Source organism: Paenibacillus sp. 102 (assembly GCF_039549175.1).
Lineage (GTDB): Bacteria > Bacillota > Bacilli > Bacillales > Bacillaceae_G > Bacillus_A.
The window spans coordinates 1-15,179 of sequence record NZ_JBCGHT010000036.1 but is presented as its reverse complement, the minus strand read 5'-3'; the positions used below and the strand labels follow the sequence as shown (position 1 = coordinate 15,179).

Here is a 15,179-nt window from a genome sequence, read left to right as displayed (position 1 = left end):
CCGTTCCCATACCGAACACGGAAGTTAAGCTCTCTAGCGCCGATGGTAGTTGGGACCTTGTCCCTGTGAGAGTAGGACGTCGCCAAGCAATTAAAGCACGAGTCAATTGACTCGTGCTTTTTTATTTCCTAAGAAATAGGGGATTGTTGACCTAGTAAAAATAATAAAACATAGTAAGGAATTTTCCTTGCAGAAACCCCTAAAAATTGATAAATAAATGGGTAATCTTCAGAGGCGTAGCTTCCTAATAAGTCGTACCACCAGTCAGTCTCATAGCGAGAAATCATACTTAAATTGTATAGTAATAAATAATGAATGAGTGGTTCTGGTAAGAATAATTTACAATTTCTCACATCTTTAGTTATTGGCAAATAGTAAGTGCTAGTATTGTAATCATAAGAAAAAGGTGTGCTGTATAAAGGGTTCCATGTTTTAGTGGAAGCTGAAAATAACAGGTTAGATTCAACATCTTTACTCGGTACGTATTGTATAAAGAGATGTTTACAAGAGGTTTCTATGTAACGAGAGAAACGTTCTTGCGTCATGTGTAAGCGATCGAGTATGCCAGAAGAAAATGAAATATGCTGTTCGTCTACCGTATTAACTTTATATAACATTTTCTCTTTTTGACTATGCTGAAATAAGGTTTTTAATTCAGGAATTTTCCCCATTAGTTCTATCATAATAAATTTTTCAGCCTCTAAGTGTTTTATGTGAAACATCCGTTCTGCAACATGGGTGAATAATCCATTCTTCTGTACTTTAACCTCATCCTCTAAAAACTGATATCCTTGTTTTTTTCGTTTACGCGTTGTTACTCCATGTGCCAAAACTGTTGTTGTTTCTGGATAGTTTGGATCAACAGTTAATAAACATGCTTTTAAAAGTTGACTCATTCCATAAAATAACAACATAGGTTGAATAGAAAAAGGTGCAGTTTTACATAATTCATAATAACTTTTTCCATGCTCTAAGTAATAAATAAAAGGATAACAATTTTCGAAGCTTTTTTTTTCGGCATTTTCAATAGGTAATTTTTCATAACAGCGGGCAAGATAACGCTGTACATGTTGGGATGAAAAAAAGAAACTTAATTGCTGCCAAGTATAAGATGTATGATGCATATATTACGCTCCTCTTATTATCTAAAAATTCTAACATATATGTACTTTCTTGACAGTATTTTAACCAATTGTTAAGCTACTAATAATAATTTCTGGTATCATGGGGGGAACAATTATGTGGGAATCTAAATTTGTTAAAGAAGGTTTGACATTCGATGATGTATTACTTGTACCAGCGAAGTCAGATGTATTGCCAAGAGAAGTAAGTGTTAAAACGGTTCTATCTGAAAGTTTGCAGTTAAACATTCCTTTAATTAGCGCAGGGATGGATACAGTAACAGAAGCTGATATGGCTATTGCAATGGCGCGTCAAGGCGGTTTAGGGATTATTCATAAGAATATGTCTATTGAGCAACAAGCTGAGCATGTTGATAAAGTAAAACGCTCTGAAAGTGGCGTTATCTCAGATCCTTTCTTTTTAACTCCGGAACATCAAGTATATGATGCAGAACATCTTATGGGAAAATATCGTATCTCAGGTGTACCAATTGTAAATAATTTAGATGAGAAAAAATTAGTTGGTATTATTACAAACCGTGATATGCGTTTTATTCAAGACTACTCTATTAAAATTTCCGATGTAATGACAAAGGAACAATTAATTACAGCTTCAGTTGGTACAACGCTAGAAGAAGCTGAAAAAATCCTACAGAAATATAAAATTGAAAAGCTCCCTCTTGTTGATAATGACGGTGTATTACAAGGGCTCATCACAATTAAAGATATTGAGAAAGTAATTGAGTTCCCAAACTCTGCAAAAGATAAGCAAGGTCGTTTATTAGTTGGAGCAGCTGTTGGGGTAACTGCAGACGCTATGATACGCATTGATGCATTAGTAAAAGCAAACGTAGACGTAATTGTACTTGATACAGCTCATGGACATTCTCAAGGTGTTATTGAAAAAGTAAAAGAAGTTCGTGCAAAATATCCAGCATTAAACATCATTGCAGGTAACGTTGCCACAGCAGAAGCGACACGCGCATTAATTGAAGCAGGTGCAAATGTTATCAAAGTTGGTATTGGACCAGGTTCTATTTGTACAACACGTGTTGTAGCTGGCGTTGGTGTACCGCAATTAACAGCAGTATATGATTGTGCAACAGAAGCTCGTAAACATGGTATCCCAGTTATTGCTGATGGTGGTATTAAATACTCAGGCGATATGGTAAAAGCCTTAGCAGCAGGAGCACACGTTGTAATGCTTGGTAGTATGTTTGCAGGCGTAGCAGAAAGCCCAGGAGAAACTGAAATTTACCAAGGACGTCAGTTTAAAGTATACCGCGGTATGGGTTCAGTCGGAGCGATGGAAAAAGGAAGTAAAGATCGTTACTTCCAAGAAGGAAACAAAAAACTTGTTCCAGAAGGCATCGAGGGACGTGTACCATATAAAGGACCTTTAGCTGATACAGTTCATCAATTAGTTGGTGGATTACGTGCTGGTATGGGATATTGTGGAGCTAACGACTTAGAATTCTTACGTGAGAATGCACAATTTATTCGTATGTCAGGTGCTGGTTTACGTGAAAGTCATCCACATCACGTACAAATTACAAAAGAGGCTCCAAATTACTCTTTATAATGCCTTATATGTAAATAGATGGAGATTTGATATCTCTGTCTATTTTTTTTTGATTATGTTAGAATAACGGTTATGTGAGTACAAAGATATTGGGGGTAACAAAAGTGAAAGGTATGTTTTGCAAGCGATTTGTTGCAATGGTAACAGTGCTTACACTATTTTGCAGCATGTTCGTTACATATGGCAGTGCATCGGCAGAAACAGGTGCTGCTTTAAATGTGGAAGCAGGAGCGGCAATTTTAGTAGAAGCAGATTCTGGGAAAATTTTATATCAAAAAAATGCAGATGAATTATTAGCAATTGCTAGTATGACAAAAATGATGAGTGAATACTTAGTTCATAAAGCGGTGGATACAGGGAAACTTAAGTGGGATCAAAAAGTAAAAGTTTCTGAATATGCATATAAGATTTCACAAGACCGCTCATTATCAAATGTTCCATTAGAAAATGGAGGCTCTTATACGGTAAAAGAGTTGTACGAGGCAATGGCAATTTATTCTGCGAATGGTGCAACAATTGCTTTAGCTGAAGCAGTTGCAGGTAAAGAAGCAGATTTTGTAAAAATGATGAATGCTCAGGCAAAAGAGTTTGGATTGAAAAATTATAAATTTGTAAACTCTACAGGCTTAACAAACAAAGATTTAAAAGGACAACATCCTGAAGGTACAACACCGGATGAAGAAAATAAAATGTCTGCAAGAGATGTTGCTATTTTAGCACAACATCTTATTCAAGATTTTCCGAAGGTATTAGATACAGCGAAAATTTCAAAAAAAATATTTCGCGAAAACAAAGAGAAAATTGAAATGCCTAACTGGAACTGGATGTTAAAAGGATTAATTAAGGAATATGAAGGGGTAGATGGTTTGAAAACAGGATCTACTCCAGAAGCTGGCCATTGTTTTACAGGTACTGCGGAAAGAAATGGCATGCGTTTAATTTCTGTAGTTATTAACACAAGTTCTCATACGGCACGCTTTGATGAAACAAAGAAACTTTTTGATTACGGATTTACAAATTTTGATGTAAAAAAAGTGTATCCAAAGGGTTCGGCAGTAAAAGGGCATGAAACTGTACGAGTGGAAAACGCAAAAGATAAAGATGTTGCAGTACAAACAAAACAGGCTGTTACACTTCCAATACCAAAAGGAAGTAAAGATGTATATAAAACAGCATTTAAAGATACAGGTAAAGAAGCAGAAGCACCAATTAAAAAAGACACAGCATTAGGACAAATGGTTATATCACCTAAAGATAATAATGACCCTGGATTTTTATCAGGTAAATCATTACAAGTAGATCTCGTTACAAAATCAGAAGTAGAAAAGGCAAACTGGTTTGTACGCTCTATGCGTGGTGTAGGTTCTTTCTTTAGCGGTATTTGGAACAGTGCTGTTGATACAGTAAAAGGTTGGTTTTAAGAGCTCCTCATTGTAGGAGCTTTTTTTTATTCCTATTTTTCATACCGACTTTATGAAAAAGTAGTGGACAAGCCTCTAATAGTTAGTGGTAGAATGTAAGAGTATTCTCAATTTTCGCCGTTAATGGGGAAAAGCAATTCACCTAGGGGGGTTTTTGTACATGACAAATGTAACAGGGACAGAACGTGTAAAACGTGGAATGGCAGAAATGCAAAAAGGCGGCGTTATTATGGATGTAGTTAACGCTGAGCAAGCAAAAATTGCAGAAGAAGCAGGCGCAGTTGCTGTTATGGCACTAGAACGTGTTCCTGCAGATATTCGTGCAGCAGGTGGCGTTGCACGTATGGCAGATCCAACAATCGTTGAAGAGGTTATGGGTGCTGTATCAATTCCAGTTATGGCAAAATGCCGTATTGGTCACCTTGTGGAAGCACGTGTACTAGAATCATTAGGAGTAGACTACATTGATGAGAGTGAAGTATTAACTCCAGCTGATGAAGTATACCATTTAAATAAACGTGATTACACTGTTCCATTTGTATGTGGATGCCGTGATATTGGAGAAGCAGCGCGTCGTATTGCAGAAGGTGCATCTATGCTTCGTACAAAGGGAGAGCCTGGAACAGGAAACATTGTAGAAGCAGTACGTCATATGCGTCAAGTAAACGCAGAAATCCGTCAAGTTGCGAGCCTACGCGAAGACGAATTAATGACATATGCAAAAAATACGGGTGCTCCTTATGAAGTATTACTTGAAATCAAACGTCTTGGTCGTCTGCCAGTTGTAAACTTTGCAGCGGGTGGTGTAGCAACGCCAGCAGATGCTGCATTAATGATGCAACTTGGTGCAGATGGTGTGTTCGTAGGATCTGGTATCTTCAAATCAGAAAACCCAGAAAAATTTGCACGTGCAATTGTTGAAGCAACGACACACTACGAAGATTACGAGTTAATTGCAAGCCTTTCTAAAGGATTAGGTACTGCAATGAAAGGTGTCGAAATTTCAACATTATTACCAGAACAACGCATGCAAGAGCGTGGTTGGTAATTAAAGGAGATTTTGAAATGGTTAAAGTCGGTGTATTAGGTCTTCAAGGAGCTGTTCGTGAGCATGTAAAGTCAGTTGAAGCAAGTGGTGCAGAAGCTGTCATTGTAAAACGTATAGAACAACTTGAAGAAATTGATGGTCTTATTTTACCAGGCGGTGAAAGTACAACAATGCGCCGTCTTATCGATAAGTACGATTTTATGGAACCACTTCGCGAATTTGCGAAATCTGGTAAGCCAATGTTTGGTACATGTGCAGGTATGATTTTACTCGCAAACAACCTTATTGGTTATGAAGAATCTCATATTGGTGCTATGGATATTACAGTTGAACGTAATGCATTTGGACGCCAAAAGGATAGCTTTGAAGCCGCTCTTTCGATAAAAGGCGTAGGGGAAGACTTCATTGGTGTATTTATTCGTGCGCCATACGTTGTCAGTGTAGGAGATAACGTGGAAGTTCTTTCCATGCACAACGATCGAATGGTAGCAGTAAGACAAGGACCGTTTTTAGCAGCTTCTTTCCATCCGGAGTTAACGGATGATCATCGTGTTACAGCATATTTTGTGCAAATGGTGAAAGAGGCAAAAATGAAAAAAGTTGTATAAGTAACTTGCAACTTGTGTAAGATTATAGTAAATTGATGGTAACAATTTTATAAAATAAACGTGTTGATAGGAAGTAGTAACAAGTGGTGTTTCTTATAGAGAGTCGGTGGCTGGTGGAAACCGATAGAAACAGTTTGTGAATCCATCCTAGAATGAAATGTGGAATATCTTTATGATTAGTAAGCATTTCCGGTGAAGAGTCGTTATTTCTACTTGAGAGGAAAGCTATATTGCTTTCAACTAGGGTGGCAACGCGGGTTAACTCCCGTCCCTTTTTTACAGGGACGGGAGTTTTTTGTGTTTTATAAAATAAAAGGAGGAGTATATAATGCTTGATATTAAATTTTTACGTGCGAATTTTGAAGAAGTAAAAGCAAAATTGCAGCATAGAGGCGAAGACTTAACTGATTTCGGCCGTTTCGAAGAACTGGATACAAGAAGAAGAGAATTGCTTGTCCAAACGGAAGAGTTAAAAAGCAAGCGTAATGAAGTGTCTCAGCAGATTTCTGTATTAAAACGCGAAAAGAAAGATGCAGAAGCTTTAATTTTAGAAATGCGTGAGGTAGGGGAAAGAGTAAAGAATTTTGATGATGAACTTCGCTCAGTTGAAGCGGATCTAGAACGATTAATGCTTTCTATTCCAAATATCCCTCACGAATCTGCACCAATTGGTGACACAGAAGATGATAACGTAGTGGCACGTACTTGGGGAGAGGTAAAAGAATTTAATTTTGAACCAAAACCTCACTGGGATCTTGCAACTGATTTAGGGATTTTAGATTTTGAGCGTGCTGCTAAAGTAACGGGAAGCCGTTTTGTATTTTCTAAAGGTACAGGTGCAAAGTTAGAACGTGCTTTAATTAGCTTTATGCTTGATCTTCATACAGAAGAACATGGATATGAAGAAGTGTTACCTCCATATATGGTAAACCGTGCAAGTATGACAGGGACGGGACAGCTTCCAAAGTTTGAAGAAGATGCATTCCGTATTGAAAGTGAAGATTACTTCTTGATTCCTACAGCTGAAGTACCTGTAACAAATATGCATCGTGATGAGATTTTAAATGCAGACCAATTGCCAATCCGTTATGCAGCATTTAGTGCGTGCTTCCGTTCTGAAGCAGGTTCAGCTGGTCGGGATACACGTGGTTTAATTCGTCAGCATCAATTTAATAAAGTAGAGCTTGTGAAGTTTGTAAAACCAGAAGATTCTTATGAAGAATTAGAAAAGTTAACAAATGATGCAGAGCGCGTGTTACAATTATTAGGTCTACCGTATCGTGTTATGAGCATGTGTACAGGAGATTTAGGGTTTACAGCAGCGAAGAAATACGATATTGAAGTATGGATTCCAAGCTATGGCACGTATCGTGAGATTTCTTCTTGTAGTAACTTCGAAGCATTCCAAGCAAGACGTGCAAATATTCGTTTCCGTCGTGAGCCAAATGCAAAACCAGAACATGTTCATACAATAAATGGATCTGGACTTGCAATTGGACGTACAATTGCAGCTATTCTAGAAAATTACCAACAAGAAGATGGTACAATTATAATTCCAGAAGTTCTACGCCCTTATATGGGAGGAAAAACAGTTATTAAATAAATTAAAACTTTCATCGGTATGAGTGTTGTCAGTAAAATAACTGTAGGAAAAGGAGGGGGATTTTTCCTTTTCCTATAATTTATTATAGTGTACTTGACTAACTGTTTTTCTTTTGATATTATATTTGATGTCAATATGGAGGTATACCCAAGTCTGGCTGAAGGGATCGGTCTTGAAAACCGACAGGCGGCGAGAGTCGCGCGGGGGTTCGAATCCCTCTACCTCCTCCAGATATAATTGACAACAGCGCATATAAGTGGAGATTGGAGAACTCGTTACCAACACGTAACGAGTTTTTATTTTAAAACCAATCAGAAAGTATGATGTAAGGTAGCACACTGCCTTATAAAACACTCATATTCCGATGATTATCTTCATAGATATGAAAGGAGTCAACATGGATCTTATTATACAAACATTTCCTTTAGATGGAAAAACTCTATACTACGTACAATGTCCAGTCTGTAAGAACAATAGAATTTTAAATAGTGGTGCAAACGTATCACGTATTATAAGCGATGATACATTCCGCAAACTTTGTGGTTGTACTTGTAATGTTAAAAAAGAAGCAAAAAAAGTAGAAGTATCTAAAAAAGCTGAGAAAGAGGCTGTGAAAAAAGAAACAGCTCCAAAACGTACTGGTAAAGTATTAACAGCGATTATTAATGGGAAAGAAATGACTGTTAAAGAAATTGCTGAAGTATATGATATTAGTACAAGTACAGTTCGTCAGCGTATTAATGCTGGGAAGTCAGAAAGCGAAATTATTGCTCCAACGAAAAAGAAAAATTGAGCTAGTAGGAAAACCCGTGCATATGCACGGGTTTTTTATTTTACAAGTTTACGTGTTTGTTTTAAAAAATGTCCAATTTTCTTGATGATTGGTTCAATCGAGTTTTCATCTTTTAAAATATCATATTCATTAATATTTAAACGTAGGACAGGGCATGAATTAAAGTTATTAATCCAATTTTCATAACGTCCGTGCATTTCTTGCCAATACTCAATTGGTGTTTGTTGTTCCATCGGGCGACCGCGTTCTTGAATACGACTGACAATATCATCAAAAGAACCTTCTAAATAGATTAATAAGTCTGGGTGAGGAAAATAAGGTGTCATAACCATTGCATCGAACAACCCTTTGTATGTTTCATAGTCCGTTTCCGTCATTGTTCCTTTTTCATGATGCATCTTTGCGAAAATACCAGTATCTTCATAGATGGAGCGATCCTGTACAAAGCCACCGCCATATTCAAAAATTCTTTTCTGTTCTTTAAATCTTTCTGCTAAAAAATAAACTTGTAAGTGAAAGCTCCAGCGCGTGAAATCAGCATAGAACTTATCTAAATATGGATTTGAATCCACTTTTTCAAATGATGTACGGTAACCTAAAGTGTTGGCAAGTGCAGTTGTCATAGTTGATTTACCAACGCCAACTGTACCAGCAATTGTGATTACTGCATCGTTTGGAATATCATACTTTTGCCTTAAATTCATTGCTATTTCGTCCCCTTTAAGAGTGTATTTTGGAGAGTGGATAAAATCACATTCAAGTCGTCACTATTTTTCACGAAATCCATGTTATCTCCATTGAATTTTAACACTGGAATATCAGGATGGTCCTTTTTGAAAGTATCCATTGCCGTTTCGTAATCCTTGGTGAGTTGTAGTAAGTAATTTGGATCCATGTTTTTCTCAAATTCACGTCCGCGCATCGCGATTCGCTTTTGTAATGTTTCTAGACTTGCTGTTAAATATACAATGACATTTGGTACAGGCATATCTTGCGTAAGAATACGATAAATTTGCATGTACTTGTCATATTGAGCATCTTTTAACGAGCGAGATGCAAAAATTAAATTTTTAAATATATGATAATCTGCTACCACTGGCTTACGCTGATTCAAGTATTTTATATTAATGTCTTCCAATTGCTTATAGCGATTACAAAGAAAGAACATTTCTGTTTGAAAACTCCATTCTTCAATGTTTTCATAAAATTTCCCCAAGAAAGGATTTTCATCAACAATCTCTTTTAATAAGTGGAGTTGCAAGTGAGTTGAAATTTCCTTCGCTAGTGAAGTTTTTCCAACACCGATTGGTCCTTCAACCGTAATAAATGGTACTCCGGTCACGCTGTTTCCTCCTTTCAATTCATAATTTCCTGTAAATAAAAAGCACAAAACAGAATAATTGTAGCATAAGAGGGAAGCGAGCGGACTAATTTGTCATAAAAAGTTGGAAAATCGACGCATGCTATTCAAACTTTAATTGAAGAGAGGGTGTAATATTTGCCTTCAATGTTGTTTCCATTATTTTTAAAGCGTGTTTATTATCTTGGTCAGAATTAGAAGCAGTGCAATCTTGTGGTACATATAGAGTATAGTTTCTCATATGAGCGTCATTAGCTGTAAAGAGGATGCATATGTTTCCTGCAATCCCTGTTATGATAAGTTTTTCAACTTTTAAATGTCCTAATAAAGAATTTAAAGGGGTTTCATAAAATGCCGAATAGTGTGGTTTAATAAACACATAATCATCTGCGCTAGGTGCAATTGCTTGTATAATGTTTTTGCTATAATCATTTGTACAATGAGTAATAAGTTGATCGATATCAGCTCTCCATAGTTGATAATGATCGTTAATATAAATAACAGGATAACCATTCGTTTTCAGTGTTCGTTTTAAGTGTAAAATGGGCTCTATAATCATTTGACATTTTTTCGCAAGAATTGGCCCGTGTGAGAATTGGAAATCATTAATCATGTCAATAATGAGCAATGCAGTATTTTTCATATGTAATCACCCTTCCTTTTTCTTTAGGTTGGATTGAATGTGTGGAAGTTATCCTGCATCTATAAGGTGAGGTGTAATTGAATATAAATTGAAAAACCGACATAAAACCTTTCTTTTGAGCGGGAAAGAGGATCTGGCCATGCATAGAAGTGTTCAGAGTCTTTTCCTGCTCCGAGCCAAGTGAACACAAAAGGATAAAATGGGCGGAGATCACTTTTGTTCTGCGTAGCAGGGGATTATATATCCAAAATGGGTTGATATGATAGTGAAGGGTTATAATACTTTATTTGTAATGAGAGGACGGTATTATGGAACAAGATATTTATTTTATGCAGCTTGCAATAGAAGAAGCGAAGAAAGCCCGGGAAATCCAAGAAGTTCCAATTGGAGCTGTTATTGTACTGGATGGAGAAGTGATCAGCGTTGCTCATAATTTAAGGGAGACAGAGCAACGATCGATTGCTCACGCAGAGTTATTAGCCATAGATGAAGCTTGTAAAAAGTTAGGTACGTGGCGTTTAGAAAATGCAACGTTGTATGTTACATTGGAGCCATGCCCAATGTGCGCAGGTGGAATTGTTTTATCACGTGTAAAACGTGTTGTGTATGGTGCAAGTGATCCGAAAGGTGGATGTGCAGGTACTTTAATGAACCTTTTAACAGACGAGCGCTTTAATCATCAATGTGAAGTGGTAAGTGGTCTGATGGAAGAGGAATGTGGCACCTTGTTAACAAACTTTTTTAAGGAACTGCGTAAAAAGAGAAAAGAGCAAAAGAAAAAAATGGATGAGAATATTGCTCGTTAACAGGTTTGCATTTTATGAAGAAACAAGTTATACTGATAATGCCTTCGTTAAGGCAACCGAATATTGGTTTTAACTTTGCCGTGCTAAGCGGGGAGGTAGCGGTGCCCTGTACTCGCAATCCGCTCTAGCGAGGCCGAATCCCTTCTCGAGGTTATGTTGCTGTAAGGCCTGCCTTAAGTAAGTGGTGTTGACGTTTGGGTCCTGCGCAACGGGACCCCGTGAACCTTGTCAGGTCCGGAAGGAAGCAGCAATAAGCGGGTTTTCTCGTGTGCCGCAGGAGTGCCTGAACCGAGCTAACTGCTTAAGTAACGCTTATGGTACGTAATCGACAGAAGGTGCACGGCAGTTATATATGTATACAAAACTCACCTTATATAAAAAGGTGGGTTTTTTGTATAGAAAATAACTTTTGGAATCTATAAACAGAATGGGTTATAATATACAAGATAATAACCTTTGAGGGAGGCCGTATTTTCGTGTCATACCAAGCGTTATACCGAACATGGAGACCGCAAAAGTTTGAAGATGTAGTCGGTCAAAAGCACGTAACAAAAACGTTGCAAAATGCCCTTCTTCAAGAGAAAGCTTCGCATGCTTATTTGTTTTCTGGCCCGAGAGGAACAGGTAAAACGACAATTGCAAAAGTATTTGCAAAGGCAATTAACTGTGAGCATGCCCCAGTAGCTGAACCTTGTAACGAATGTCCTGCGTGTTTAGGCATTACACAAGGGTCTATTTCGGATGTATTAGAGATTGATGCGGCTTCAAATAACGGTGTAGATGAAATTCGAGATATAAGAGATAAAGTAAAGTATGCCCCAAGTGCAGTGGGATATAAAGTATACATTATTGATGAGGTCCACATGCTTTCGATGGGAGCTTTTAATGCACTTTTAAAGACATTAGAAGAGCCGCCACAACATGTTATCTTTATTTTGGCAACAACAGAGCCTCATAAAATCCCACCTACAATCATTTCACGCTGTCAACGCTTTGAATTTCGAAAAATATCAGTACATGATATTGTAGAGAGATTAGCAACAGTTGTTACAAATGAAGGTACAAAGGTAGAAGATGAAGCGTTGCAAATTGTTGCTCGTGCCGCGGAAGGTGGTATGCGTGATGCGCTCAGTCTGATTGATCAAGCTATTTCTTATAGTGATGAAATAGTTACGACCGAGGATGTCTTAGCAGTAACAGGTTCTGTTTCTCAACAATATTTAGGTGATCTTGTAGAATGTATACGGGAGAATGATGTATCAAGAGCATTGCGTATTATTGATGATATGATGAGCAAGGGGAAAGACCCAGTTCGTTTTATGGAAGATTTCATTTATTATTATCGTGATATGCTCTTATATCAAACTTCGCCACAATTAGAACATATGCTAGAACGAGTAATTGTAGATGACCAGTTCCGTATGCTAAGTGAAGCGATGCAACCTGAGATGATTTATGAAATTATTCATACGCTCAGTAAGGGGCAACAGGAGATGAAGTGGACAAATCATCCACGAATTTTCCTAGAAGTTGTTATGGTGCAACTTTGCCAGCAATTTATGATGCAGGCGAATGGAACAGACCGTTTGCAAGCAATTATGAACAGAATGCAACAAATAGAAAAAGAATTAGAACATGTGAAGAAAAATGGTGTACCAGCTGGTGTGGGGCAGGAAGTGAGAGAGACGCGTACAGCACCAAAACCGGTGCGAACAGGAGGTATGAAAATTCCTGTTGGACGCGTTCATGAAGTGTTAAAGCAAGCGAAACGCCAGGATTTAGAGCAACTAAAAGGCGTATGGGGTGAGTTGTTAGGAAGACTTAAATCCTATAATAAAGTAGCATTTGCTGTATTATTAGAGAATAGTGAACCAGTTGCAGCTTCTGCAGATTCTTATGTTTTAGCTTTCCAATATGAGATACATTGTAAAATGGCAAGTGAAAACCGTGACGCGATGGATACCGTAGAACAAGTTCTTTTCGAATTGCTCAGCAAAAAGTTGAATATGATTGCAATTCCGAAGAGTGAGTGGGGGAGAATACGCGAAGAATTTTTACAACGTGAAGGTGGAAATTCAGAAGAAGCTGCAGAACAAAAAGCAGATCCGCTTGTAGAAGAGGCGGTAAAATTAGTAGGGCAACAACTTATTGAAATAAAAGAATAACAACAATTAGGAGGAGTTTATTATGATGCGTGGCGGAATGGGAAATATGAATAACATGATGAAACAAATGCAAAAAATGCAAAAGCAAATGGCGAAAGCACAAGAGGAACTTGGTGACAAAACAGTTGAAGGTACAGCCGGTGGCGGAATGGTTACTGTTGTTGTAAATGGTCATAAGCAAATTCTTGAAGTGAAAATTAAAGAAGAAGTTGTAGATCCAGAAGATATTGAAATGTTACAAGATCTTGTGTTAGCTGCAACAAATGATGCGCTTAAGCAAGCTGAGGAACTTTCAAACTCTACAATGGGACAATTCACAAAAGGCTTAAACTTACCAGGTGGAATGTTCTAGTAGGAGGATATTGACATATGCATTATCCAGAACCAATCTCAAAGCTGATCGATAGCTTTATGAAATTGCCAGGGATCGGTCCAAAAACGGCCGTTCGATTAGCGTTCTTCGTGCTAGATATGAAAGAAGATGACGTATTAGATTTTGCTAAATCGCTTGTAAATGCGAAGAGAAATTTAACATATTGTTCTGTTTGTGGACATATTACAGATCGTGACCCTTGTTATATTTGCGATGATTCGCATCGCGACCAATCAGTTGTTTGTGTTGTACAAGAAGCGAAAGATGTAATCGCGATGGAAAAAATGAAAGAATATCAAGGTGTCTATCATGTGCTTCGAGGTGCAATTTCACCAATGGAAGGAATTGGCCCAGAGGACATTAATATTCCGCAGTTATTAAAAAGATTACAAGATGAAACGGTACAAGAAGTCATTTTAGCAACGAACCCAAATATTGAAGGGGAAGCTACAGCGATGTATATTTCCCGCCTCTTAAAACCGACAGGTATTAAAGTGACTCGTATTGCGCATGGTCTTCCCGTTGGTGGAGATTTAGAATATGCGGATGAAGTAACATTATCGAAGGCTTTAGAAGGCCGTAGAGAAGTATAAGAGGGGAAATCAAAATGTTTTTTCAAAAAAAGGGAAAGTTGCGAAAAGAATATGATGATAAGTTAATTGCCGTATTAGAAGAAGTGAAGAATGAGTGGCTGCGTCAAAAAAGGATGGTAGAACAAAGTGTTGAACCATCTCAGGGTGTGCTGTGTTCTTTGAAATTAGCAGAAGCAAAATACTTTTTCTTATTAAAAGAAGCAAAAAGACGTCCAGTAAAAATGGAGCAATGGTAAAGGATCCTGGTTTTGTAACCAGGGTCTTTTTTAATTCTACTATTAGTAGGCGACGTGCTCTCATCTAAAGGCTAGTAAAGGTAAAGAAGTGAGGTAGAGGTTCGACCGCTTAGTAAGGTCCAATGGGTGAGGCCTAACAAGTGGTGAGGGTGAAGAAAAAACACTAATTAAAGTTTCACTTTATATAATCGAACGGTATTTTTTGTTTCCTTGTCCCATACATATAGAGTGTATAAGCTATATAAGGAGGGGGAGCATGAATTCTACATTAGTTATTGGCGGAATGCTTACTTTGGTATTTGTTTTGCTGGTTTTTGGTGCTTCAATGAAACCATTGCAATTCATAGGGAAGATGTTTGTTAAAGTAATAATAGGTGTAGTATTATTGTTTGCAGTTAATGTGATTGGAACGTATTTTGGTTTCCATATTCCGATTAATCTTGGTACGGCTTCTATTTCTAGTATTTTGGGGATACCGGGTATTTGCGCTTTGGTTATCATTAAATTGTATATAATGCCAGGATGAAAATCATTTTGGCATTTATTTTAAAAAAATGAAAAATAGTATTGACTTATTAATTGTTAATGTGGTAAATTAATAAGCGTCGTCAACAACGAAAGAAAAAAGAGGTTGACGAAGTGGTTGAGAAATGTTATATTATAAAAGTCGCTGAAACGCGATGTTGAACTTTGAAAACTAAACGAAACAAACAACGTGAAACGTCAATTTTTATTTTTATGATGCTAGACAAACTAACTTTATTGGAGAGTTTGATCCTGGCTCAGGATGAACGCTGGCGGCGTGCCTAATACATGCAAGTCGAGCG

General features: G+C 37.4%; 16 protein-coding genes, 1 tRNA gene, 2 rRNA genes, 1 other RNA gene and 1 other annotated feature. Of the genes, 16 read left to right on the top strand and 4 right to left on the bottom strand.

Annotation, left to right across the window (positions count from 1 at the left end; all coding sequences use genetic code 11):
* A 5S ribosomal RNA gene (gene rrf, locus AAIE21_RS28535) occupies nt 1–88 on the top strand; the annotation flags it as partial.
* A gap of 40 nt (nt 89–128) precedes the next feature.
* Here the strand turns inward: rrf and AAIE21_RS28530 are convergent.
* On the bottom strand, nt 129–1,124 hold the full coding sequence (locus tag AAIE21_RS28530; protein ID WP_343269778.1) for a YaaC family protein: 996 nt from the start codon (nt 1,122–1,124) through the stop codon (nt 129–131).
* A 115-nt stretch (nt 1,125–1,239) separates the two neighbouring features.
* Here AAIE21_RS28530 and guaB point away from each other — a divergent pair, with 115 nt between their 5' ends.
* The 7 genes from guaB (at nt 1,240) to AAIE21_RS28495 (ending at nt 8,176) form a co-directional block, all read left to right on the top strand.
* A complete protein-coding gene (guaB, locus tag AAIE21_RS28525; protein ID WP_343269777.1) occupies nt 1,240–2,703 on the top strand; it encodes an IMP dehydrogenase in 1,464 nt (487 codons plus the stop codon).
* Between the two features lie 104 nt (nt 2,704–2,807).
* Nucleotides 2,808–4,124 (top strand): serine hydrolase, encoded by a 1,317-nt coding sequence (locus AAIE21_RS28520; protein WP_343269776.1) that lies wholly within the window; start codon nt 2,808–2,810, stop codon nt 4,122–4,124.
* A gap of 160 nt (nt 4,125–4,284) precedes the next feature.
* Nucleotides 4,285–5,172 (top strand): pyridoxal 5'-phosphate synthase lyase subunit PdxS, encoded by an 888-nt coding sequence (pdxS, locus tag AAIE21_RS28515; RefSeq protein WP_017150471.1) that lies wholly within the window; start codon nt 4,285–4,287, stop codon nt 5,170–5,172.
* Nucleotides 5,173–5,189: 17 nt separating this feature from the next.
* Nucleotides 5,190–5,780: a pyridoxal 5'-phosphate synthase glutaminase subunit PdxT gene (pdxT, locus tag AAIE21_RS28510; RefSeq protein WP_343269775.1), complete on the top strand. Its 591-nt coding sequence runs from the start codon at nt 5,190–5,192 to the stop codon at nt 5,778–5,780.
* 54 nt (nt 5,781–5,834) lie between these two features.
* Nucleotides 5,835–6,056, top strand: a binding site (T-box leader).
* Between the two features lie 52 nt (nt 6,057–6,108).
* Complete coding sequence (gene serS, locus AAIE21_RS28505; RefSeq protein WP_343269774.1) at nt 6,109–7,383, top strand: serine--tRNA ligase; 1,275 nt, start codon at nt 6,109–6,111, stop codon at nt 7,381–7,383.
* Nucleotides 7,384–7,520: 137 nt separating this feature from the next.
* Nucleotides 7,521–7,613 (top strand) — tRNA-Ser (locus AAIE21_RS28500).
* A 167-nt stretch (nt 7,614–7,780) separates the two neighbouring features.
* On the top strand, nt 7,781–8,176 hold the full coding sequence (locus AAIE21_RS28495; protein WP_343269773.1) for a sigma factor-like helix-turn-helix DNA-binding protein: 396 nt from the start codon (nt 7,781–7,783) through the stop codon (nt 8,174–8,176).
* 35 nt (nt 8,177–8,211) lie between these two features.
* Here AAIE21_RS28495 and AAIE21_RS28490 read toward each other — a convergent pair whose 3' ends face one another.
* The 3 genes from AAIE21_RS28490 to AAIE21_RS28480 form a co-directional block, all read right to left on the bottom strand.
* Complete coding sequence (locus AAIE21_RS28490; RefSeq protein WP_343269772.1) at nt 8,212–8,880, bottom strand: deoxynucleoside kinase; 669 nt, start codon at nt 8,878–8,880, stop codon at nt 8,212–8,214.
* Between the two features lie 2 nt (nt 8,881–8,882).
* Entirely contained in the window at nt 8,883–9,518 is a 636-nt protein-coding gene (locus AAIE21_RS28485; RefSeq protein ID WP_343269771.1) for a deoxynucleoside kinase, read from the bottom strand.
* A 121-nt stretch (nt 9,519–9,639) separates the two neighbouring features.
* Nucleotides 9,640–10,179, bottom strand: a complete 540-nt coding sequence (locus tag AAIE21_RS28480; RefSeq protein WP_343269770.1) for a cysteine hydrolase family protein — start codon at nt 10,177–10,179, stop codon at nt 9,640–9,642.
* A gap of 308 nt (nt 10,180–10,487) precedes the next feature.
* On the opposite strand from AAIE21_RS28480, the gene tadA reads away from it, so the two are divergent.
* The 8 genes from tadA to AAIE21_RS28440 form a co-directional block, all read left to right on the top strand.
* Nucleotides 10,488–10,985, top strand: a complete 498-nt coding sequence (gene tadA / locus AAIE21_RS28475) for a tRNA adenosine(34) deaminase TadA (RefSeq protein WP_343269769.1) — start codon at nt 10,488–10,490, stop codon at nt 10,983–10,985.
* A gap of 78 nt (nt 10,986–11,063) precedes the next feature.
* Nucleotides 11,064–11,328: signal recognition particle sRNA large type (ffs, locus tag AAIE21_RS28470), an RNA gene on the top strand.
* 133 nt (nt 11,329–11,461) lie between these two features.
* Nucleotides 11,462–13,150 carry a DNA polymerase III subunit gamma/tau gene (dnaX, locus tag AAIE21_RS28465; RefSeq protein ID WP_343269768.1) on the top strand — a complete coding sequence of 563 codons (1,689 nt, stop codon included), beginning with the start codon at nt 11,462–11,464 and terminating at the stop codon, nt 13,148–13,150.
* Between the two features lie 22 nt (nt 13,151–13,172).
* Nucleotides 13,173–13,502 carry a YbaB/EbfC family nucleoid-associated protein gene (locus AAIE21_RS28460; protein WP_343269767.1) on the top strand — a complete coding sequence of 110 codons (330 nt, stop codon included), beginning with the start codon at nt 13,173–13,175 and terminating at the stop codon, nt 13,500–13,502.
* A gap of 17 nt (nt 13,503–13,519) precedes the next feature.
* On the top strand, nt 13,520–14,116 hold the full coding sequence (gene recR, locus AAIE21_RS28455) for a recombination protein RecR (RefSeq protein ID WP_017150461.1): 597 nt from the start codon (nt 13,520–13,522) through the stop codon (nt 14,114–14,116).
* Between the two features lie 14 nt (nt 14,117–14,130).
* Nucleotides 14,131–14,352 (top strand): YaaL family protein, encoded by a 222-nt coding sequence (locus tag AAIE21_RS28450; RefSeq protein ID WP_343269766.1) that lies wholly within the window; start codon nt 14,131–14,133, stop codon nt 14,350–14,352.
* A gap of 256 nt (nt 14,353–14,608) precedes the next feature.
* Nucleotides 14,609–14,878 (top strand): pro-sigmaK processing inhibitor BofA family protein, encoded by a 270-nt coding sequence (locus AAIE21_RS28445; RefSeq protein WP_343269765.1) that lies wholly within the window; start codon nt 14,609–14,611, stop codon nt 14,876–14,878.
* A gap of 233 nt (nt 14,879–15,111) precedes the next feature.
* Nucleotides 15,112–15,179 (top strand): 16S ribosomal RNA (locus AAIE21_RS28440); the annotation flags it as partial.

What these genes read in the sequence shown, in the direction of transcription:
- tadA (WP_343269769.1), top strand. Translation starts at nt 10,488, where the DNA reads ATGGAACAAGATATTTATTTTATGCAGCTTGCAATAGAAGAAGCGAAG.
- pdxS (WP_017150471.1), top strand. Translation starts at nt 4,285, where the DNA reads ATGACAAATGTAACAGGGACAGAACGTGTAAAACGTGGAATGGCAGAA.
- AAIE21_RS28530 (WP_343269778.1), bottom strand. Translation starts at nt 1,124, where the DNA reads ATGCATCATACATCTTATACTTGGCAGCAATTAAGTTTCTTTTTTTCA.
- AAIE21_RS28450 (WP_343269766.1), top strand. Translation starts at nt 14,131, where the DNA reads ATGTTTTTTCAAAAAAAGGGAAAGTTGCGAAAAGAATATGATGATAAG.
- AAIE21_RS28460 (WP_343269767.1), top strand. Translation starts at nt 13,173, where the DNA reads ATGATGCGTGGCGGAATGGGAAATATGAATAACATGATGAAACAAATG.
- AAIE21_RS28495 (WP_343269773.1), top strand. Translation starts at nt 7,781, where the DNA reads ATGGATCTTATTATACAAACATTTCCTTTAGATGGAAAAACTCTATAC.
- AAIE21_RS28480 (WP_343269770.1), bottom strand. Translation starts at nt 10,179, where the DNA reads ATGAAAAATACTGCATTGCTCATTATTGACATGATTAATGATTTCCAA.
- recR (WP_017150461.1), top strand. Translation starts at nt 13,520, where the DNA reads ATGCATTATCCAGAACCAATCTCAAAGCTGATCGATAGCTTTATGAAA.
- guaB (WP_343269777.1), top strand. Translation starts at nt 1,240, where the DNA reads ATGTGGGAATCTAAATTTGTTAAAGAAGGTTTGACATTCGATGATGTA.
- pdxT (WP_343269775.1), top strand. Translation starts at nt 5,190, where the DNA reads ATGGTTAAAGTCGGTGTATTAGGTCTTCAAGGAGCTGTTCGTGAGCAT.
- serS (WP_343269774.1), top strand. Translation starts at nt 6,109, where the DNA reads ATGCTTGATATTAAATTTTTACGTGCGAATTTTGAAGAAGTAAAAGCA.
- AAIE21_RS28490 (WP_343269772.1), bottom strand. Translation starts at nt 8,880, where the DNA reads ATGAATTTAAGGCAAAAGTATGATATTCCAAACGATGCAGTAATCACA.
- AAIE21_RS28445 (WP_343269765.1), top strand. Translation starts at nt 14,609, where the DNA reads ATGAATTCTACATTAGTTATTGGCGGAATGCTTACTTTGGTATTTGTT.